Here is a 22,704-nt window from a genome sequence, read left to right on the forward strand (position 1 = left end):
TAAAATATGGATAAGCTTTTTACCGTTTTGTTGAATATGTTGATATTGATGATTGCCAAACCCCTCTCAAAATAAAGATTATTAGCCTTGTCATCAACTGTTTACTCATCTCTTTTTAAGGCTGTAACAATTTCAACCGGAGCGATGCTGCTGGCAACGGCTTCTGTTGATCAAAAAGAATCATATTCTGAGGCGGTTGCCGACTGGGCTGTTTTGTCCGATACGATCGGAGATACCACAAAGAAAAATGTGGATCGCGCAGGGAATCAATTGATTATGCGTTGGAAAGATTACTATTCCAACAAATTTGCCCAACCACGGCCAAGATCTCCGTTTTATCTTAAAGATCCGGCCAATATTTCAACATCGATATTACTGGACAGCAGCGGCAAAATAGCCGTCAGCGAAAATATAATAACTCCAACAGGAAATCTGGACTATCGTGCTCCGGAAACCATGGATTTGGAAACGTATGATAAGGCATTGCAGGATCGTGCCTTTAAAAGTTTGCTGAGGGAATATTCTTCCAGACAGGATGGTCAGAGTGCTATGGGCGCACGCGGACTTTTACCAAAACTGGATGTTCCGCCGGCACTTTCTAAAATATTGGGAGATAAATTCCTAGACTTTAAACCGACAGGATTTGTTGCGCTGGATCTTGGCGTAATGAACCAGTTTATCGATAATCCGGCACTACCGATCCGTCAGAGAAGAAATACAAACTTTATTTTTAACGAACAGATCGCTATTAACTTCAACGCGAATCTGGGAGACAGACTTGGGTTTTTGACCAACTTTGATACCAAAGCCAGCTTCAACTTTGAAAATGCATTAAAGCTGAATTATAAGAATCCGGAAGAAAGTTTTCTAAGAAAAGTAGAAGCAGGAAATATCAACTGGGCGATAAACAGCCAGTTAATTCCAGGTGTTCAAAATCTTTTTGGTTTAAAAACTGACTTTCAGTTTGGCCGATTAAACGCCACATTTGTGGCATCTCAGCAACGTTCAAGTAAAGAACGGATTGTGTTGCGTGGAGGAGCGCAAAGCCGGGATTTTGAAATCCGGGTTGATACTTATGACGAAAACCGCAACTTCTTCCTTTCCCAGTTTTTCAGAAGCAAATACGAAGCTGCGTTAAAAAATACGCCACAGATCACTTCCGGTATTACCATTACCAGGATGGAAGTTTATGTGACAAACAGAACTACGACAACGGAGTCACTGCGTAACGTTGTTGGTTTTACAGATTTGGGTGAACCAGTACCTTACAGAACGACTAACACAAATCTTCAGCCGATTCGCTCCAATTTACCAGCGGATAACGCAACTAACGGATTATTCCAGACACTTACCAACAACACCGCTTTTCGTCAGGTTGATAATACCAATTCAGCTATTACCGGTTTAGGTTTTGAAAAGACTGTCGATTACGAATTGCTAAGAGGAGCTAAAAAGCTTGTTCAGGATCGTGAATTTACTTTTCATCCTCAGTTAGGTTATATTTCGTTAACTACGCCGTTGAGAAATGACGAAGTTCTGGGTGTGGCTTATGAATATACATTTAACGGAAGATCTTATAAAGTAGGGGAGCTTACAGAGGATTATCAGAATCGTAAAGATGACGAGGTTATTGCTTTGAAATTGATCAAATCGTCCACAATTCGTAACAATACGAAGTTGCCAATGTGGGATTTGATGATGAAAAACGTCTATACACTTGGGACCAGTTCCATTGATAAAACGGGATTCCAGCTTCGTGTCATTTATAAAGATGACCTTACCGGGATAGATAATCCCAACTTACAGGAAAGTAATCTGGCCAATATTCCGCTGATTCGGGTAATGGGACTTGACCGGTTGAATCCGGTTAATGATTTACAGCCTGACGGAAATTTTGACTTTGTTGACGGTGTTACGATTGACACAAAAACGGGCCGTGTATTCTTCCCGGTTTTGGAACCATTCGGATCTAACCTGACAAACCGGATTTCGGAAGAAGCATATCGTTCAAAATATGTTTTTAACGAACTGTACCGCACGACGATGATCGATGCGCAGCAGGTTACCACACATAACAAATTTTATCTTAAAGGTTCTTATCAGTCCAGCGGAGGAACAGAAGTTTCTTTGCCGTATGGTGTTTTGGAAACATCCGTAACGGTTACTTCCGGTGGAGTTCCACTGGCTGCCGGTTCGGATTATATTGTTGAAGCACAGATTGGCCGTGTTCGGATATTGAATAGCAGTGTAATGAATTCAGGGCGGGAAATTGTCATTGAATATGAACGTCCCGACATGTTCCAGAACCAAATCAGAACATTACTCGGAACGCACCTGGATTATGTCGTCAACCGGGATCTGAGTATAGGAATGACAGCCATTCGCTATCATGAAAAACCTGCCGGATTCCTGACACGTGTCGCGATCGGAAATGAGCCGGTAAATAATACGATGCTGGGTTTCAGTGTCAATTTTCATAGAAATGTTCCTTTCCTGACGCGCTGGCTGGATGCACTTCCTTTTTTACAGACGAAGGAAATGTCAACAATTCAGTTCAAAGGCGAGTTTGCCAAATTGTTCCCTGGTGTTTCAAAAGAGGTTAACAACCGCTCGTTGATTGATGATTTTGAATCTACAAGGACCATTTATGATTTGGCACGTCAGCCGCAGAAGTGGAGATTATCCGCAGTGCCTCCAAAATTTCATGAAGGCTTCGACGGAAAATCGCTGAATTATGGTTACAAAAGAGCAAAAATTTCTGCTTATGTTGTCGATAACCTTTTTGGTGGATCAGCAGGTTTAGGAGGAAGTGCTCAGCCTCCAACGAATATCACGGATGCTGATCGTCAGAATTTTTATGAAAGATTATATCTCCCAAAGGATATTTTCCCAGCAAGATCTGTGGCGGGTTTGATTAATTATCCACAAAATGTATTAGACATCGCATACTATCCGAACGAACGCGGAATGTATAATTATGAAACTGATTTGGACGTAAATGGACGTTTAAAAACAACGAGAACAAATTTCGGGGGATTGAGCAGGGCTATAACTTCAGATAATGATTTTGATAATGCAAACATTGAAAGTATTGAATTCTGGATGCTTGATCCCTTTATCACAGGTGACAAAGGGATAATTCGTGATGGAACTCCTGGTACCCCCGGAGTCTTCAATACGAATAACACAACAGGTGGTAAACTGATATTCAACCTTGGCGATATTTCGGAAGATGTAATTCCTGATGAACGTTATAATTTTGAAAATGGATTACCAATTGTCCCAAAGGTTGTCGGAGACAATGTTGAACAGACCATTTGGGGGCAGGTTACCAAATCTCAGTATTTGATTAATGCATTCAGTAACGAAGCCGGCGCTCGTCAAAAACAGGATGTCGGTCTGGATGGTTTAAGCAACGAAGAAGAAAGAACATTTTTCAAAGAATACCTGGATCGTTTACCAGCGAACCTGACGGCGGAAGCAAAAGCAAAAATACTTGCTGACCCTTCAGGAGATGATTTTAAATATTTCCTTGGAGCAGATCTGGATGCCGAGAACCTGAAAGTGCTTCAACGGTACAAGGATTATATTGGTATGGAGAACAACTCTCCTGAAAGTGCCGGAAATGCGTCGGAAATTACACCTGCGTCTACCAGTGTTCCGGATGGTGAAGATATGAACGTTGACAATACCATCAACGATAATGAAGCTTATTATGAATATCAAATTGACTTGCAGCCAGGACAACTTAAAGTTGGTAATGGATATATTGTCGATCAGACGACAACTGACGGACAAAACTGGTATTTGTTCCGTGTTCCTGTAAAAGAATTTTCAGGCCAGGTTGGGACCATCAGTGGTTTCAAATCCATCCGTTTCATGCGCATGTACCTGACCGATTTTCAGCAGCCGGTAGTTTTGCGTTTTGCGCAGCTTCAAATGATTGGGCAGCAGTATCGTAAATATACTTACAATCTGGATGTAGCCGGCTTGCAAGAAGTTCCAGAACCTTATGATGCCAAATTTACAGTTGGGACGGTAAGTATTGAAGAAAATGGTCAAGCTGCTCCTGTTGGAAGCGGTGAAAAAAAATACGTTTACCAATTGCCTCCCGGCTGGCAGCGTGACCAGGATTTTACGCAAAGACCAACTTTACAGCTTAACGAGCAATCGATGAGTTTGTGTGTTACAGATCTTCGTGATGGTGATTCAAGAGCGGTTTATAAGAACGTAAATCTGGATCTGTTGTTCCGTAAACGCCTGCGCATGTACATACACATGCAAAACGATGCGAATGAAAACAGTATGGTTGGGGCATTTATGCGCATCGGTACCGATCTTACCCAAAACTACTATGAAATTGATATTTCAAATCTTACATCAACGGCTGAAAATGTCACAGATAATGCGTTAATCTGGCCGGAAAGTAATGAACTGAATATTGCGCTGTCCGATCTGGTACTTGCCAAAACAAATAGAAACAAGACATTAGGCAGAAATCAGTCGACTCCTTATGTGATGATGACATCGGACGGAAGATATAAAATAACGGTTGTCGGTAATCCGGATTTGAGTGCTGTTCGTGTGATGATGATTGGTATGCGAAATCCGAAATCAGCCGACGAACGTTCCAAATCATTTTGTATCTGGACGGACGAAATGCATGCGGAAGGTTTTGATGACCATGGAGGTTGGGCGGCTATTGCGCAGTTAAATGCAAAACTTGCCGATTTTGCTACGGTAACGGCATCAGGACATATTGAAACTTTTGGTTTTGGAAGTGTTCAGCAGCGGATTGGCGAACGTTCGAGAAATCTTACTACTGAGTATGGTTTTTCTTCCAATATTGCTGTTGATAAATTGCTGCCTCAGGAATGGGGTTTCAGTATTCCGTTATTTGTAAATTATGACCGTCGAAATGTCAAACCGCATTTCGATCCACTCGACCCTGACGTACCTTTATCAACCACGCTTGCCAATTTACAGTCCGATGAGGAGCGAACGGGGTACCGGCAACTCGTCGAGGAGAATGAGGTCCGGCGAGGGATAAACTTCTCAAATGTCAGAAAAATAAAAACGAAACCAGGAGTTAAAAACCACTTTTATGATTTTGAAAACTTTTCCTTTACTTACGCTTTCAGTGATGATACCCGAAGGAATATTCTAACCCAGGAATATAACCAAAGAGCCTATAAAGGAGGGATTAATTACATATACAGCAGTCAGCCCAAACCGTTTGAGCCTTTCAAAAAAATGAAAGCGACAAACCGTTATGCAGAATTTATAAGGGATTTCAATTTGACATTATTGCCAAACATGGTTTCCGTACGGGCTGATGTTGATCGTCGTTTTGCAAGAACGCAGCTCAGGAATGCTGATTTGACCACGGACGGCCAGGTACCTATGTTTGAGAAATATTTCTGGTTCAACCGTTATTACGATTTTGGCTGGAATCTGACCAAAAATATGAATTTGTTGTATAACGCTTCTGCCAATTCGATTATCGATGAGCCGATGGGTGATATCAATACTTCGCAAAAGAAAGATTCTTTATGGCACAATTTCATGAAACTGGGCCGGATCAAGAATTTTGACCAGAAAATAAAATTGACATATCGTCTGCCACTGGATAAAATCCCGCTTCTCGACTGGATGACGGCTGATTACTCGCATTCGATTGATTACAATTACCAGGCAAATGCATTGGGATTAGTTGATGCAGACAGTCTTCCGTTTGGAGATATTATCCGGAACAGCCGGGAAAGAGGAATTTCCGGGAAAGTGGATTTTGTAATGCTTTATAACAAGTTGCGTTACCTGAAATTTGCCAATACACCTTCTGCGCAAAGGAAGAATTTTGCAAGAAGTCCGGGTGATATTGAAGACATCGATCTGCGGTCAACAAATCTGCTGAAGAATATTACCCGTGTTTTGATGACGGTTCGTGGTATCAATGTGAGTTATTCAGTATTGGAATCAACGGCACTTCCGGGATATTTAAGAGCACCAAAACATTTTGGTCTTGATAATGCCAATGCGCCGGGATTAGGTTTTGTCCTTGGTCAGCAGGACAGGAATTTCCAGACCAAGGCCGGACAAAAAGGATGGATTACCGCCAGTAAGGAACAAAACCAGCCTTTCCAGCAAACCATTGCCAAAAACTTTGCAGCCAATACTTCGCTCGAACCGTTTAAGGATTTCAGGATGCAGATCGAAGTCAGGCTCACGCGGCAGGATGCTTATCAGGAATTTTACCGCCCGGATTCCACCGGAAGTTATGCACATGAAAATCCGTTGAGAAATGGCCAGTTCAGTATGTCATTTATGTCGTTCAGAACTGCATTTGCCAAAATCCGGAAAGATAATTCGTCACCTGTTTTTGATAAATTTGTTACCTACCGTGCCATACTTCGTGATCGTCTGAATAGTGAAAATGGCAGCGGCGGAGAGTATAATGAAAACTCTCAGGATGTTTTGATCTCGTCATTCTTTGCAGCTTATACTGGTAAAGATCCAAAGACAGTTCGTACCAATCCGTTCCTGAAATTCCCGATGCCAAACTGGGATATCAACTATGACGGATTATCCCGACTGCCAGGGTTTAAGAAAGTATTCAGCAGTTTCAGCATGAAACATAAGTATGTATCAACTTATAGTGTTGGTAACTTTACTTCAAATCTTGATTATTCTGCGCTCTATGTAAATCTGGCGGTGACTGGTTATCCATTATCATCCAAGACAAATTATCTTGGACAATACGTGCCGGTTTTCTCGATGAGCACCATTACGCTTTCGGAGAAATTCGCTCCTTTGATCGGGGTTACTTTCAGAACACAAAGCCGGATCACAGGAAGTATCGATTATAACCGCGACAGAACGGTTGCCCTTAATCTTTCCAACTCGCAGGTTGCTGAATTGTTTAACCAGGATGTGACGGTTAATATTGGTTTTACAAAAAATAATGTTCCGCTTCCATTCAAGATTAATGGTGTGAAAAAGAAGCTGAAAAATGATATGACGATGCAGCTTGGTCTTACTTTCCGCGACACCCGTTCTATCCAGCGGAAATTTGACGGAGAAAATATTCCGATTGCAGGTAATATAAATTTCCAGCTGCACCCTACGATTAATTATGTTGTCAACAATCGTTTAAGCTGCCAGTTTTATTTTGACCGGACATTTAATGACCCGTTGGTATCCAACTCGTTTTACCGGGCAAGTACTTCCGGTGGTGTTCAGTTGAAGTTCAATTTGGCTGAATAAAATTTCGATTTGGAAAATACATTGGACATCGTGTAATTTGCGCTTGAATACGATTCAAAACTTACTCTAAATATACCATGGAATTCCCTTCAGAACTAAAGTACACAGAAGATCACGAATGGATCCGTATTGAAGGTGATACGGCTTTTATCGGAATTACAGATCATGCCCAGAAAGAATTGGGGGATATCGTGTATGTAGACATTAATACAGTTGGGGATTCGCTCGAAAAAGGGGAGGTCTTTGGCTCGGTAGAGGCTGTTAAAACAGTTTCTGACTTGTTCATTCCAGTTGCCGGAACGGTTACAGAAGTGAACGATGAATTGGATGCTGAACCGGAATTGGTAAACTCTGATCCTTATGGAAGAGGCTGGATGGTTAAAATAACCTTGGCTAATCCGGAAGACACGGAAGGTTTGCTATCTGCCGAAGATTACAAACAATTTATTGGAGAATGATGAAAGCATTAAAGCTCCGAAGGGAGCTTTTTTTTTGCCTATTGAAAAAAGAATTAATTAAAGGTGAATCATCGCATTGCTGTAATATTCAATGTCGAAAAAATAAATTCGCTTATTGCGGTCACAACAATTTATGAAAGTATTAATTCGATCGGTTCGAATCGTTGATAAAAAATCATCTTTCCATGATCAGGTTAGAGATATACTGGTCGTGGATGGAAAAATAGCGCAGATAGGGGATGACTTATCTGCGGAAGGTGCAGAAGTAAAAGAAGGAAACGGATTGTGTGTTTCCACAGGATGGATCGATATGCGGGTTGCTTCCCGTGATCCTGGTTTTGAACATAAGGAAGATCTTACCTCTGTACGTGAAACTGCTGCTCGCGGCGGGTTTACGGAAATTGTTTTATTGCCCAATACACAACCTGTCGTTGACAGTAAGGATACCTTAAATTATATCCGCCAGTCGGGACGCGGAAGTCTGGTGAAACTGCATGTTGCCGCGGCTGTTACAAAAAAAACAGCAGGTGTTGACTTTACAGAAATGATTGACCTGCATACTGCCGGTGCGATTGCTTTTACAGATGGAGAACATCCGGTTCAAAATGCGGATTTGTTTCTTAAAACGATTCTTTACCTGCAACCTTTAAATGCTTTGCTGATGAATCGTCCGGAGGATACGCAGCTGACTGTTTTTGGACAGATGCACGAAGGCATTACCAGTACTTTGAATGGAATGAAAGGAATGCCTTCGCTTGCCGAAGAAATGATGCTGAACCGGGATTTGAAATTACTGGAGTATGCTTTGGATAAATCTTCATTGGAATTAACGGGCCAGCCGATACTCCATGTTTCACTGGTTTCTACAAAAGAAGCGGTAGATCTGATTCGCAAAGCAAAGGAAAAAGGATTGCCGGTTTCCTGTGATGTGGCAGCACATCAGCTTGCTTTTGAGGATAAAGATTTAATCGATTTTGATACAAATTTAAAAGTAAATCCGCCATTCCGCAGTCCGTCAGATAACGAAGCGATTAGAGAAGGTTTGCTTGACGGGACTATTGATGCCATTGTTTCGGACCATAATCCGCATGATGAAGAAAGTAAAAATCTCGAATTTGATCATGCAGATTTTGGGATTACAGGACTGGAAACGGTGTTTTCTCTTGCCAAAATGTACAGCGGATTAAGTGATGAGGAAATTGTGGAGAAATTAACGGCCAGGCCAAGACATATATTAAGGCTTGAAGAAATATCAATTGCCGAAGGTTCTGTTGCCAATCTTACATTCTTTGAACCGGAAGCAGATTGGACTTTCAGCAAAACCTATTCAAAATCTAAAAATACCCCATTCCTTGGACAGACATTAAAAGGCGCCGTGCGCGGCGTTTTTAATAACAGCCGTCTGGAGTGGTTTTAAAATTCATAGTGAATGACAGGTTGCCAAATCATGTTAATGGTTTGGCAACCTGTCATTCTATCATTATTTATCATGAAATCAATCTTAGAGTATTTCAATAAACCTCTTTTAAAAGTGTCAATGGTTTTTGGTTTAATCACCGGACTTCTGGCATTCGCTTTTTTTCTTGGGCTTTACGCCCTGGGTATAGTACCATTGGGAAATAATAAAGTAATGGATATGGGTATTCATGTGATCATGATTGCCGGAGCGTGCTGGTATTTTCGAAAAAAAATCGGTAATGGTTTTCTGCATTTGTGGGAAGCATTGACAATAGGATATGTGGTAAATACCATTGCTGCATTTATAAACGGATGGCTTATTTATCTATTCATCACTTATATCGATCCTTCGGTTTTTACAAATTATCTTGCTGAAATGGGTTCGCTTTTAGAGCAGGGAAAAGAGGAGCTTGTTAAGAACATTGGAAACGCAGAATATCTGAAAATGTTTGCCAGTATCCAGGCGATGGATCCCTCTGAAATCATTACAGACGAGATCAGCAAAAAAACGGTGATGGCAATTATTCCAATATTGATTATATCACTGATTTTCAGGAAACAGGATTATGGAGTATTTCATAATAAACCTTAAATTTACCTTGGTCACATCACCCAAAACACAAATCCTCTGACTACCCAAAATGGAAGAACAAGCCTCTACTGCCCGCACCGCTCTTAAATATGGAATTCTGACATCCGTAGCAATTATGGTTTTCACAACCATTCTGAATGTTTCTGGTCAATCGCAAAACAAGTGGCTGGCCATGTTATCTTATGTCATCATGATTGTCGGCATTGTTTTGGCCATGAAAGAATTCCGGGAAGTAAACAAAGGTTTCATGACCTACGGAGAAGGGTTAGGTTTAGGAAGTTTGGTTTCTGCTATTCTGGGTTTTTTCGCTTCGATGTTTGCCATGGTGTATATCAAATTTATTGATCCGACCATTATGACGCAAACGCTTGACAAAGCAAGAGCAGATATGGAAGCACAGGGTTTGGATGATGCTCAAATTGACAGATATATGGAAATGTCACAGAAATTTAGTTCGCCCGGAATTATGTTTGCAGCGGGCGTTTTTGGTTATCTGTTTATGGGTTTTATTTTCTCTTTAATTATTGCTGCCATTATTCGCAGGGAGAAACCGGTTTTTGAATAATTTCAAACCAGTACTTGAAAGCGCCGGATCGCGTCAATTTAAAATAACTATCAGGCAGATCCCGTTTGTTGATTGATCACTGCTAATTAAATTACATTTTTCAGTTCATAAAGTGTTTACAATTTTTCAAAAAGAGATAGGCAGTTTTTTTAATTCACTGGTTGCCTATATGGTTATGGCAGTGTTTCTTATCGCTGTGGGGCTTATTGTCTGGGTTTTTCCGGATTCCAATGTACTGGACTACGGATATGCGGATCTTGGTTCGTTTTTCAGTCTGGCACCTTATGTGCTGCTCTTTTTAATACCGGCCATTACGATGCGTTCACTGGCAGAAGAAAGTCGTACCGGAACGCTGGAATTATTACTTACCAAACCAATTCGTAACTGGGAATTAATACTTGGAAAGTTCTTCGCAAACTGGATTCTGGTACTTTTAACGATCCTGCCAACGCTGCTTTATTATTTCAGTATTTACAAACTTGGGAACCCGGTTGGGAATATTGATTCTGCTGCTGTTTTTGGATCATATATCGGTCTTTTCCTGTTTAGCGGGGTTTTGGTTTCTATGGGAATCTGGTCGTCCTCTCTTAATGAAAACCAGATCATTGCTTTTATACTTGGAGTTTTCCTGGCATTTGTCTGGTACATTGGTTTTGGATCGGTATCTACGTTATTGGAAAGCGGCTTACTGGCAGAAATATTTAGCTGGACCGCCCTAGACGAGCAATATCGGTCCTTGGGGAAAGGATTGATTGATTCCCGCAATGTCATTTATCTCATCAGTCTAATGGTATTTTTCCTCTATCTTACCTATTGGCGTGTAGAGGCTCTTCGCAGATAATATTCCGGTGTAATTTTTATCAAATTTGTTAATTGAAATTATTGAGTTCTGTGTTAAGAATTGTTAACTGATACAGCTTGACAACGAACTAGATCAGCCCCCATTGACTTTCCGGGAGGACATCTCCGTTCTTCCTTTAAATTTTTCAACTTTTGTTTATTCTTAAATGCAGCGATTGATCTAAGATTCTGCTTTGTACGTATATTAAGAAAAACACACTAAGATGAATAACCCAACAAGCCTTACGGTAAGGGCTCCATCCTTTATCCTAAGTTCAATTTCAAATAATGGTTTGGGTAATGTAATAATATACATACCACATACCCAGTTCTTGGGAAATTTTATTAGCTTGCCAATAAGAAATGTAAAATTTAATGTTAAGCGACTCTTGGCGACTAGCAAAGTAAAATATTCGGAAGAAGAACTAGTAGTTGCGCTCAAACGAAATGAGCGTGCTGCTTTCGAATTCCTCTACGATCACTACTCTGGGGCACTGTTTAATATCATATGTAAAACATTGCGTGATGAGGAACGAGCGGCAGATGTATTGCAGGAATCATTTTTGAAGATCTGGAAAAACATCGCCTCGTACAATCCGGAAAAGGGAAGACTATTTACATGGATTTTGAATATTGCCCGTAATGGAGCGATTGATGCCGCCCGCGTGGAAGGCAGAAAGCCTGTGATGGATGATATAGAAAACCGTTCTGTTCAGAATGAACCAGACGTGAGTGAAGAGTTGAATACCACGAGTTCGGAGATTAAATCAATCGTTAATATGCTTCGGCCTGAGCGGAAGATTCTCATCGACATGGCTTATTTTCAAGGCTATACACATGAAGAAATTTCCGAAGAATTACAGATTCCGCTGGGTACAGTGAAATCAAGGATCCGAACAGCATTACAAGAGTTAAAACAATACTTTGCAGTATGAATATCCAAGCCTACATAGAGTCCGGTATATTAGAGGAATATGTATTGGGCACCGTTTCTCCTCAGGAGAAGCAGGAAGTGGAGTGTATGTCTCATATTTACCCTGAGATTAAAGAGGAATTAATGCGTACAGAAAGCGCTTTGGAACAATATGCGCTCAAATACCAGACTCCTCCACCAGCTTCTTTGAAAGAAACGCTTTTTGCTCAGATGAATTTCGATGAGGTTACAAAACCTGAATCAGCAGAACCAATCAGCACGGATGTGTCGGCGTTGGAAGAAGCAGATAGAGAAAATACGATTAAAATTTTACCAGTTACCGAACAAATTATAACAGAAGAGCCGGTAGCAACGGAAAGCACTGTTTTTACTAATGAATCAAATACAGGCGGAACAGTAATTTATCCTGCCTGGGCAAAATTTGCGGCAGCGGCTTCGATTATATTTGCTTTGCTTTTTGGATGGTCGGTTTTGAAAACTTCTGATTTGAAAAAACAAAACGAAGAACTGGCTGCCAGTTCTGAAACGTTGAAGTCGGAGGTTGATGAAATAAAGAAGGATGCTGAATACAATGAAACGTTAGCAAGTCTTTACAGGAACCCAAATTACAAAGTTGTAAAAATGGCAGGTCTGGAGAAATCTCCACAAAGTGCAGTTGCAGCAATTTGGGATACTAAAACGAATGAAGTGTTACTGGATGTTCAAAATCTGCCGGCAGCACCGCAAGGAAAACAATATCAGCTTTGGACTATTGTAGATGGAAAACCAGTTGATATGGGTGTTTTAGATCAGGAATTCAGTAAGAAACTTTTGAAAATGAAACAGGCAAATCCTGGCGCCGCAGCTTTTGCGATCACGCTTGAAAAAACAGGAGGAAGCCCAAGCCCTACAATGGAAGATATGTTTGTGATGGGTAAGGTTTAGAAGATAAAAGCAATCTGCTCAAAACATTAATAAAACGTCCGCATGGAAAGGAAACTTTCGGTGCGGACGTTTTAAGTTTAACAGCTATATAATTTATACATCAAAGATATCTTTGACCAATACTTCAAAACCTTGAACAACTTCGGATGTTAAAAATTCTGATTCTGTGAATGGTTTTAATATCAACAACTCCATCTAACTACACCTGAATTATTAGAATTAACATAAAACAGAAAGGATATGGATCTAAAATCACATACCGCTTTCTGTTTTGGATTGATAACTCTTACTTCCCGCCCTTTGCCTGTTTCAACGCCTGCGTAGTTGTGTAATATTTTGAAATCATATTAGGAACTTCCCATTCCGGAAGTTTTCCATCTTTCAGATATTCCATATATTTTTTTGCAACCTGCGCGAAATGTGATTCGTGACCGGTGTCGTATTTGGCAGGAATACTGATTTCCCAGCCTTTTGCATTCTTTTTCAATTCAATACCCGGGAATTTATCCTGTACAGTTTTAAAACTTTTTGTCAAAGCCTCTTCATAACCTTTATCCTTGCTAACCTGCTCGATAAAAAGAACTGGTTTATACTTCTGTTCTTTTCCCTGACGAACGATAAGATTCGCTTTTGAGCCTTTCATGATCGAATAATGCGTGTCACCGGTTCCTTCCGGCGCCTGGAATTTCCATAACACCGATACTTTTGCATGAACGCCTTTCAAAGCATAATTGATCTCGCCGTTTGAATAAACATTTAGCGTACTGTCTTTTACATCCTTTTTCAGGAATTCAGGATAAGTATCGCTTTTTGTAACCAATTTGAATTGTGAAGGCGTCAGTTGTGTAGAAGAACGCTTGGTAGAAAGCAGTTTAATATCTTTTTGATAATCCAATGCGATATTTGGAAAACAGCTCCATTGAACAAGATCAACCAAATGCGTCGTTACATCCACCATACCTTCACCTTGCTGATTCACGTCAAAAAACCACGTTGGGCGTACTAATGGTTCGCCTGAAACATACTTGAAAAAGTGGTGAACACTTTCTTTGGCAACAGCCGGATCAGATGGTGTTCCTTTCTGTAACTCACCAAAAATATCAGGAAGTTCAGCCAACTCACGTTGTAAGGTGTTTGTGATTTCATAACGCTCTGTCATGATATCGTATAGCAAAACTTTGTTTTTTTCTGCACTTGTAAATGCTTCTTTCAATAAATCAAAACCAGCCGCATCGATTGCCATCGGTTTGTCGGCGAAAACATTTAGGCCTGCATCAACAGATTTCTTTATGAAATCTGTTTTTTTCTGATTGTTTCCTGCCAAAACGACTACGTTACCTTTCTTTTCAGATAACATTTTTTCAAGGAAATCCGGGCCGGTATAAACTTTCTCTTCCCATTTCGTAGGGTCCTCTGCACGGGTATTGTATTTTTCTACTTTATCCAGATATGCTTTTACATCCGGTCCTTCCGATGCATAAACATGCACAAGTGGATTCACATCCGGATACATCGATTTTTGAACCAAAGCGGCATGAAAATGGCCTGGTTCAACAACGATCAAACTAAGTGATTTTTCTTCTTTTTGCTCCGGTTTTTCTTCTTTTTTGGTAGTACATCCCTGATTCAATGCGATAATACCTGTTAAAGCGATTGTCAAAAGTTTTCCCTTCATGTAATCTTGATTGACAGTGGAAAGTTTAAATAATGATTCTGGCTGATCTTTTCGCAGAAATATCGGCCATATTTATTTATAAGACGAAGTTTCCGTCAATCTCCCCGCACTATCTTTATCAATATATAAAATCGCCTGAGGATGATTACGCAGAATTGTAGAGGGAAATGCTTCACTTATTTCATCTTCAATGGTATGCTGAATTGCTTCTGCCTTTTTAACACCGGGAACAATTGCGTAAGCATATGTTGCTTTAAGCAAAGCAGGGATGGTGATCGTAAGCGCAAATTGAGGCACTTCGTCAAAAAAATCAAAACAGGCATCATTAACCTGTTGCTGGCGACAAGCGTCATCCAGACTCACTTTTTTCACAATAAGCGGATCATCAAAAAAGGCAACATGCGGATCATTAAAAGCGAGATGACAATTTTCTCCAATACCCAGACAAACGATATCTGTCGGGAAATCGGCAAGCAATTTGGAATAACGTTCACATTCTTCTTCAATATCAGCTGCATTTCCGTTCAGGTAATGAATGGAATGAAGCGGGATTTTATCAAAAAGTCTGACTTTGAGAAAATAACCAAAATTCTGTGATGCATCGTTGGGAAGTCCTACATATTCATCCATATGAAAGGCATTTACTCTTTCCCAGGCAATGTCCTTTTCTTCTGATAAAACAGCGAGGAATTCATTTTGAGAAGGAGCAGAGGCAAATATGATATTGATGAATTCTTTGGCTTTAAGCAATTCCCTTATTTTTGTAGCCACCGTTTCGGCAGCACTAGCGCCCATTTCCTGTCTCGTATCAAATATTTTTACTTCTAAATTTCCGGCTTTCATTTTATATAGGTTTTAAACGCAGAGTAAAAGGAGTTGCCTCGCAGAGTTACACAGCATTATTTAAGAAATTCAAAACAGCGAAACTCAGCGTTAAAACTCATCTAACCCTGCGTTTAACGAGTCATATATCACTCGTCCGCCAACAATTGTTTTTTCCACATTAATATTTTTGTCAAAAATCACAATGTCCGCATCTCTATCAGAAGTAAGTGAGCCTTTTCGATTATGCACATTCATGATTCTGGCAGGTGTTACGGTGATCATTTTTACCGCATCTAACAAAGAAACATCAGCCATATTAATCATATTTCTAACCAGTCTGTCGGCAGTAGCAACGCTGCCTGCAAAAGAAGAGCGATCGGGTAACTTGGCTACGCCGTCTTCAACAATTACTTTCAAACCAGTTTTTAAAGGTCCCAAAACACTATCACCTTCCGGCATTCCGGCGGCACGCATGGCGTCTGTGATCAAAGCAATTCTATCCGGGCCTTTTATTTTCATGATAAGTTTCAATAACGGAGCAGGCAGATGAATGCCGTCTGCTATAATTTCCACATCCATAGCATCAATAATAAATGCACTTTCGATTACACCTGCGTAGCGGAAAGCATTTTTTCTTGTAACGCCCGACATACCTGAATATAGATGCGTTGCAAGCGTATAGCCATTTTCAAAACCTTCGAGTACTTCTTCGTAGATCGCATCCGTGTGTGCAAGAGCTGCTAAAACACCCTTTGATTTTAAATATTTTGCAAAATCAATGGCTCCTTTTAACTCTGGTGCGGCGCTCCATCTTGTAATGGAGGAGGAGTGTGCGAGTACTTCCTTATATTCTTCCGGATCTGGATCACGGATGTATCTTGGATCCTGAGCGCCTCGCTGCGCCATAGCGAAGTATGGGCCTTCCAGGTGCATACCCAAAAATTGGGCTCCCTTTTTGTTGTTTTTATTGGCTATTTCATAAAGATCGAGCGTCTTTAATAAATCTTCTTTTTCGCTGGTTAGCGTTGTCGGAACCATGGAAGTGGTACCATATTTGGCATGCGTTTTAGCGATTGTCAAAAAAGCTTCTTCGGTTCCGTCCATGAAATCTGCTCCGCCACCACCATGAATGTGGAGATCAATAAAACCGGGCGCTATATATTTTCCGTGAGCGTCAATTTCTATGGTGTCATTAATTTCAATATTCTTTTCACTGACTTCACGGATAATACCATTTTCAATAATCACACAACCGTTATCAATGATGCGGTGAGGTGTCAGTATTTTTCCGTTGAATATTTTGGTAAAGGTCATTATTTGTGTTTTTATATTTCAATTTAGTTGATCAAATCAGCGATTGACGACCAACATATGTCACCCTGCGCGGGCCGCCCTTTCAGGGTTAAAATATTATTCGAAAGTATCTTTTCTATAATAATATCATCCCTTCGGGATTGGTCTTCAGAATTTAGTAGTTATAAAACCAATCAAGGATTTTAATGTTTTGTTTTTGGTTATTGTCTGTTTTTTATAATCCCGAAGGGATGGAATTTTTATAGAAGACAGTCGTCTGTATTAAATCTCAAAACCCTGAAAGGGTGATATAAGGAATCCAATCAAATCGCCCACTTCCGTATTTTATGACCTTTCATCGCATAGAAAACCAGATATAGATAACATGGAAACAAAACCCAGTAAGCAATCCTCACATCATATAAATCAGCGATGTAGCCATAGAAAAGCGGCATAATTGCATTTCCACATAATCCCATAATCATAACTGATGCGCCAAGTTTGGTAAATCGACCCAGATCATCCAAAGCTAATGGCCAGATTCCTGCCCAAACCAACGAATTAGCCAATCCCAAAAGCACCACAAACCAGATTGAAATATCAGTAGAGTGACCAAGGAAATTAATTTGTCCGTGCGTGAAAATGATCAGCAAAGTGAAAGCTGTGCCGAAAAGTGTACAGATTCTTAAAGCGTTAACCTGACTTATAAATTTTGGTATCAAAGAAATCCCGATCAGATAACCACAGATTGTACAAAACAAAGTATAAGATGGAAATACCTTCGCTTCCAATAAATTTATCCCCATCGAATTGGCATAACCAATGATGGTATCGATCGCAATTACCTGTGTTCCAACATGCAGAAAAATTGCCAGAGCACCCAGAATCAGATGAGGAAAATGGAAAATACTGGTTTTTCCTGCATTTGCTGTGGCAATTTCTTCGCTTTCATGCTCCGTGTCGATATCGGGCAGGGGAGATTTGTAAACCAGAAATCCTAATACAAAAAGAAAACTGCCAAGACCGATATAAGGGTTAATAACACGCCTGATCAATTCATCCAGCGCGCCGCTTCTCTCTACATCGGTCATAGAACTTAATTGAGAAAAAAGCGCAGTATCAGTCGGACGAAGAATGACAGCGGCGAAAACAATCGGAGATAATATTCCGGCCGCTTTGTTACAAATTCCCATCATACTGATCCGCTGGGCAGCACGTTCTTTTGCTCCTAAAATCGTAATGTATGGATTTGCCGCAGATTGTAAAATCGCCAAACCAATCCCGATGGTAAACAACCCAAGGAGGAAAATTTCATAAGTCCGGGACATCGCCGCCGGCACAAAAATAAAAGCACCTGTTGCCATACACCAAAAACCGATCATCATCCCTTTCTTAAAGCCAACTGCTTTCAACAGATAAGAGGAAGGAACAGACATGACGAAATAGGCGATATAAAAAGCAAAAGCCACCAGATAAGCCTGGAAACTGGTCAGTTCACATGCTATTTTGAAATAAGGAATCAGAATAGAATTGACCCAGGAAACAAATCCAAAAATGAAAAACATCAAACCGATGATCAAAATCGAAATAGTCGTATCCCGCTTACTAAGCTGACTGGCAGGAATGGCAATGGATTGAGAACTCATTTTTCTTTAGTTGAGAGTTGAAAGTGTTGCTCATTTTAATACTTTGGCCGATTATGAGTTTTTTAATTACTTGGATAGAAAAAGGTCGAAATCATTTCATTATTTGGTTTTACTCATCACTTTCAACTTTCAATTTTCAACCGCGCGGCGGCCGCTTTCAACTAAATTAAAACTAAACCGTAGGTTCCCAGCCCTTTGCATATTCTCGTTTCCATAGTTTCATAGCCTCTTTATTATTTTTGATATAACCGTTTGTAGGATCTATATCAAGTGAACCGCCGGAACGGACAGCGATATTTCCGAGCTGACAAAGTAATGTACTTTGGTAACCGCCTACGATTTCAGCATTTACGACGGTTCCTTTTTTAATTCCATCAAAGAAATTCTGGATATGAATTGCGTCCAGGGCTTGTGACGGATCCATTTTATTTCTTGCATCGATCTTGTAATCGTTTTGGACGTCTTTCACCAGTTTATTTTCCAGATCATATACTTTATATGAATTTCCGGGCTCGATCTGGATTGATCCTTTTTCACCATAAAAAACAACACCTACACTGGCGCCTTCGTTGGTTCGTCCGTTGCAGCTTCTGCCTTCCCAGGTCATTCCTTTATCATTGCCGAAATCCCAGCTGATAACTTGTGTATCAGGCGTTTGCCAGTCGTCTTTGTATCGGTATCTTCCTCCGGATGACGTAACGTGTGTTGGATATTCAACACCTAAACCCCAGCGCATTAAGTCGACCATATGCGTTCCGTTGTTCAAGGCTTCTCCTGTTCCCCAATTCCAAAGCCAATGCCAGTTGTAATGGACAAGATTGTCTTTATAAGCCATTCTTGTCGCCGGTCCCTGCCATAATTCATAGTCGAGCCAGGTTGGAACTGCCACTTCTTTTCCAATTCCGATGGATGCACGGTTGTTGGTATACCAGCCTTTGGCAAAATAAGCGCGACCGATTGTTCCGTTGATCACTTCTTTTACACCCAAAGCAACATTTGGCCAGGAACGGCGCTGGTTGCCCATTTGGATTACGTTTTTATATTTTTTAGCAGCTGCTACCAAAAGTTCTCCTTCATGAGGATTATGACTGCATGGTTTTTCAAGATAAACGTGTTTTCCAGCCTTGGAAGCAAGAATTGCAGCTGGTGCATGCCAGTGATCTGGCGCAGCTACCACAAGCGCATCCATGTCTTTATCTTCAAGCGCTTTTCTGAAATCAGGCTGATTTTTTGGTTTGGAACCGGATAGTTCTTCAACCTTTGCAATACATTTTGCAGCAGCTCGTGAATCTACATCAGAAATATAAATCACTTCACAATTGGGCTGCAAAGCATAATTACTCGCCAGAGCAAAACCACGGCTGTTCACACCCATGATACCTACGCGAACTTTTTCATTCGCCCCTATTATTTTTGCATAACTTTTCGCACTGAAACCTGGAAGAATGCCGCCAAAAGAAAGAAGCGCCGTTCCGGCCAGTGTTTTCTTAATAAAATCTCTTCGGGAATTATTATTGTCTGATTCCGTTTTTGTATCCTGAACTGATGATATATCCTTGGTTTTCATGGGATAAACTTTAAGTTTTTGTATAATCTTAGTAAGATATCTTGATCCCTTTATTTACTGGCTTTCATCACACTTTCAAGTGTAACACTTTTTCCACCCTGTCTTTTACTTTCATCAGCGGCTTCCATAAAAGCGAATATTTCTATGGTTTCCTCCGGAGTTACAGGTACTTCACCAGTTTTGAAATATTTAATAATATCAACCAAAAGCGGTTCATATCCGGCGTAAGGGCCTAAAATTTTATTTCCGTCCTGCGTAAATACCGTTCCGCCGTAATCATGTTTTCCTGTACGAGTACCGCGAAAAGTGCCCGTTCGTCCATCTGCCCATACACCGACAACAATATCAGTATCTGGCGTACTTACGCGACTTACACTTTTACACCCGGTTCCCATCACCGTATATAATGTTTCAACACCATGGATTCCATACCAGAAAAAATCAGGATGCGTTTTTTCCAAAGTTGCCGGACTGTACGTATCCGCGCCCAGTACTTTCTTTTTATCAATGGCTTCAATTCCTTTGATGTAACGAAGGGAGGAAGCAGAGAAAATTGGAATATTATATTTTTTTGAAGCGTCATATATGGCCAGCACATCTTTCATCGACGCAGCCACCGGCTTGTCGATAAACATTCTTTTGCCAGCTTTAAAAACTTCCAGAGCCTGTTGAAGATGCAGTCGTCCGTCGTTTGTTTCAAGCAAAACCACATCTACTTTCGAAAGTAAATCCTTGATGGAACCCACAATTTCCACGCCCAGTTTTTTTACTTCTTCGGTGTAAGCCGGAATTCTGGAAACGCTGGATTCGATGTCCTTACTTCCGTGCGGATAAGCAGCGACAACCTTATAGCCGTCGTAAACCGGATCCGGATTTGCTGCATTGAGTGCTTTGGCAAAGGCGGTACTATGTGAAGTATCTAGTCCAATAATTCCGACTCTTTTACCATTGGCCTGGTGCGCCAAAGTTGGCAAAATGTCTGCGAATTGCAAACCAACGCCAGTGATTACCGCTGTTTTAATGAAGTGCCTCCGGTCAAAAGAATCCATCATTGTAGTATTAAAGGTTAGGAATAGTCCAAATGTAAAAAACAAATCGGGTACGTACCCGTAAATATACCAACAAAATTAAAATACATTGACTTTTTTGAAAAAATGTATTAAAAATTCTGCTTTGGCTAAATAATTATTTGTTTTAAAAAAGTAAAATTGAAAAATACGGCAGATTCTTAAACGGGTAGTATTTGATAAAACTCCTGATTTTCCCGGGTGATAATATCAATTGTCATATACTGCGTTTTCTCGACCTGCTGTCCTCTCACTAATGTTTGATACAAAGCCATAAGGGCGCGATAGGCTTGTTCTTCCGGTTTGTGACAAATCAGAAAATCAATTGTTCCGGTATTCAGGTGCTGAATATTTTCTTTCAAAAAATCATAACCAACCAGCGCAATATCTTTTTTATGTTTGTTTTCCAGAAAAGTCGCCACGGAGAATACTCTGGAATTGGTAACAAAAATAGCTTCAATATCTTCATTTATAGTAAAAACCTGCGTCAGGTTTTTGGCTACTGAAAGGTAATCCGTCTCTTTAATATCAGCGCGGATTATTTCAAAGTTTAACTGATTCTCTTTAAGGTAACTTCGGAAACCTTCTTCAATCTGAAGGTAATTGTAGTTTTCTATTTCTTTTGAAATATTTACGACTAAAATTTTTCCTTTTGTCTCCTTACGATAGGTCAGTAATTTCGCCCCGAGATATCCGCTTTTGAATAAATGCGGACCAATATAGGCCAGACTATGCTGTTCGGGAATATTGGAATCTATAAATACAAAAGGAATTTTCAGTCGCCGGCATTCTTCGGTAAATTTTATGGACGGAGCGATAAAAGAAGGGGATAGCAGCACGCCGTTTACACCTTTTTCCAATATCAGATTAGCCTGTTCTTCAAAAGAATTTTCATCATTCAGATCAAAGAAAAATGTAATGGTTTGAATTCCGTAAGGTTTAATTTCAGTTTCAGCCCGTTGAATGCCATAAAGCGGCGCACCCCAGAAATCTGTTTCATCCGAAACTCTTGGAATTAATACGGCCAGAATAATGATATTTTTCGAAGCCAGCCGGCTCGCCAGAATATTTGGCTGATAGTCGAGCTCCTTAATGATTTCGTTAATTCTTTTTTTAGTCTTTTCCGAAACACCTGTGCGGTTGTGAATTACCCTGTCGACCGTTGCAATCGATACATTTGCTCTGCGGGCAATTTCTTTGACACCAAAGTACGTCGGATCTTTTTCCATTGAAATAAATATTCGCTGATCGTTTGATTGAGTAATGAGATTTTTTCTGCTGACCGGACGGCACGAAAATCGTGGCAGTACGATAATCCAATGTAATCAGCCTTTTGTAAATAACAAAATAGATACGGGTCTTACCAGAGTTGCCAGGTATTATTCCTAAGTCAAAAACTTTAATTTAAATAATTCAAATTATTTATATGATAATTATTTAAATTTCATTTATTGAAGTCAAATGAGCCTGCCTCCGGTTGCTAATTAATAATTATGTACTTTACTTTGTCCACCAATTTAATAGATTAAATAGTCTTGACGAAAGATCTGTTAATTTGTAATCCGACAACCCACAACCACCAAACTGTTTAGTACTA

The 22,704-nt window shown here is 40.3% G+C and carries 15 protein-coding genes; 8 read left to right on the forward strand and 7 right to left on the reverse strand.

The annotated features are described in order from the left end of the window. The first annotated feature begins 87 nt into the window (after positions 1-87). From sov to IEE83_RS32095, 8 genes are all read left to right on the forward strand, one after another. Positions 88-7,263, forward strand: coding sequence for a T9SS outer membrane translocon Sov/SprA (gene sov / locus IEE83_RS32060; RefSeq protein ID WP_194124775.1), 7,176 nt, complete (start codon positions 88-90; stop codon positions 7,261-7,263). Between the two features lie 77 nt (positions 7,264-7,340). Next, positions 7,341-7,721, forward strand: a complete 381-nt coding sequence (gene gcvH, locus IEE83_RS32065; RefSeq protein ID WP_194124776.1) for a glycine cleavage system protein GcvH — start codon at positions 7,341-7,343, stop codon at positions 7,719-7,721. A gap of 133 nt (positions 7,722-7,854) precedes the next feature. Next, a complete protein-coding gene (locus tag IEE83_RS32070) occupies positions 7,855-9,138 on the forward strand; it encodes a dihydroorotase (protein WP_194124777.1) in 1,284 nt (427 codons plus the stop codon). Between the two features lie 72 nt (positions 9,139-9,210). Beyond that, positions 9,211-9,771: a DUF4199 domain-containing protein gene (locus IEE83_RS32075; protein WP_194124778.1), complete on the forward strand. Its 561-nt coding sequence runs from the start codon at positions 9,211-9,213 to the stop codon at positions 9,769-9,771. A 49-nt stretch (positions 9,772-9,820) separates the two neighbouring features. Further along, positions 9,821-10,336, forward strand: a complete 516-nt coding sequence (locus IEE83_RS32080; RefSeq protein ID WP_194124779.1) for a DUF4199 domain-containing protein — start codon at positions 9,821-9,823, stop codon at positions 10,334-10,336. A 112-nt stretch (positions 10,337-10,448) separates the two neighbouring features. Further along, the gene (gldF, locus tag IEE83_RS32085; protein ID WP_194124780.1) at positions 10,449-11,177 is read left to right on the forward strand and encodes a gliding motility-associated ABC transporter permease subunit GldF; all 729 of its coding nucleotides are present in this window, start codon (positions 10,449-10,451) and stop codon (positions 11,175-11,177) included. Positions 11,178-11,400: 223 nt separating this feature from the next. Further along, positions 11,401-12,111 carry an RNA polymerase sigma factor gene (locus IEE83_RS32090; RefSeq protein ID WP_310588631.1) on the forward strand — a complete coding sequence of 237 codons (711 nt, stop codon included), beginning with the start codon at positions 11,401-11,403 and terminating at the stop codon, positions 12,109-12,111. Then, entirely contained in the window at positions 12,108-13,034 is a 927-nt protein-coding gene (locus IEE83_RS32095) for an anti-sigma factor (protein ID WP_194124781.1), read from the forward strand. Before IEE83_RS32090 ends, IEE83_RS32095 begins: the two co-directional genes overlap by 4 nt. Before the next feature lie 286 nt (positions 13,035-13,320). Here IEE83_RS32095 and IEE83_RS32100 read toward each other — a convergent pair whose 3' ends face one another. The 7 genes from IEE83_RS32100 to IEE83_RS32130 all read right to left on the reverse strand — a co-directional run bounded on the left by IEE83_RS32100 (position 13,321) and on the right by IEE83_RS32130 (position 22,336). Beyond that, positions 13,321-14,709 carry a putative oxidoreductase C-terminal domain-containing protein gene (locus IEE83_RS32100; RefSeq protein WP_194124782.1) on the reverse strand — a complete coding sequence of 463 codons (1,389 nt, stop codon included), beginning with the start codon at positions 14,707-14,709 and terminating at the stop codon, positions 13,321-13,323. Between the two features lie 72 nt (positions 14,710-14,781). Further along, positions 14,782-15,552, reverse strand: coding sequence for a glucosamine-6-phosphate deaminase (locus tag IEE83_RS32105; protein WP_194124783.1), 771 nt, complete (start codon positions 15,550-15,552; stop codon positions 14,782-14,784). A gap of 90 nt (positions 15,553-15,642) precedes the next feature. Further along, entirely contained in the window at positions 15,643-16,848 is a 1,206-nt protein-coding gene (nagA, locus tag IEE83_RS32110) for an N-acetylglucosamine-6-phosphate deacetylase (protein ID WP_194124784.1), read from the reverse strand. 302 nt (positions 16,849-17,150) lie between these two features. Continuing rightward, the gene (locus IEE83_RS32115; RefSeq protein WP_194124785.1) at positions 17,151-18,473 is read right to left on the reverse strand and encodes a sugar MFS transporter; all 1,323 of its coding nucleotides are present in this window, start codon (positions 18,471-18,473) and stop codon (positions 17,151-17,153) included. A 172-nt stretch (positions 18,474-18,645) separates the two neighbouring features. Beyond that, entirely contained in the window at positions 18,646-20,040 is a 1,395-nt protein-coding gene (locus tag IEE83_RS32120) for a Gfo/Idh/MocA family protein (RefSeq protein ID WP_194124786.1), read from the reverse strand. A gap of 50 nt (positions 20,041-20,090) precedes the next feature. Then, the gene (locus IEE83_RS32125; RefSeq protein ID WP_194124880.1) at positions 20,091-21,089 is read right to left on the reverse strand and encodes a Gfo/Idh/MocA family protein; all 999 of its coding nucleotides are present in this window, start codon (positions 21,087-21,089) and stop codon (positions 20,091-20,093) included. A gap of 179 nt (positions 21,090-21,268) precedes the next feature. Next, positions 21,269-22,336 (reverse strand): LacI family DNA-binding transcriptional regulator, encoded by a 1,068-nt coding sequence (locus IEE83_RS32130; RefSeq protein WP_194124787.1) that lies wholly within the window; start codon positions 22,334-22,336, stop codon positions 21,269-21,271. Positions 22,337-22,704 lie beyond the last annotated feature (368 nt).

It is taken from the genome of Dyadobacter subterraneus, from assembly GCF_015221875.1.
Taxonomy (GTDB): Bacteria; Bacteroidota; Bacteroidia; order Cytophagales; family Spirosomataceae; genus Dyadobacter; species Dyadobacter subterraneus.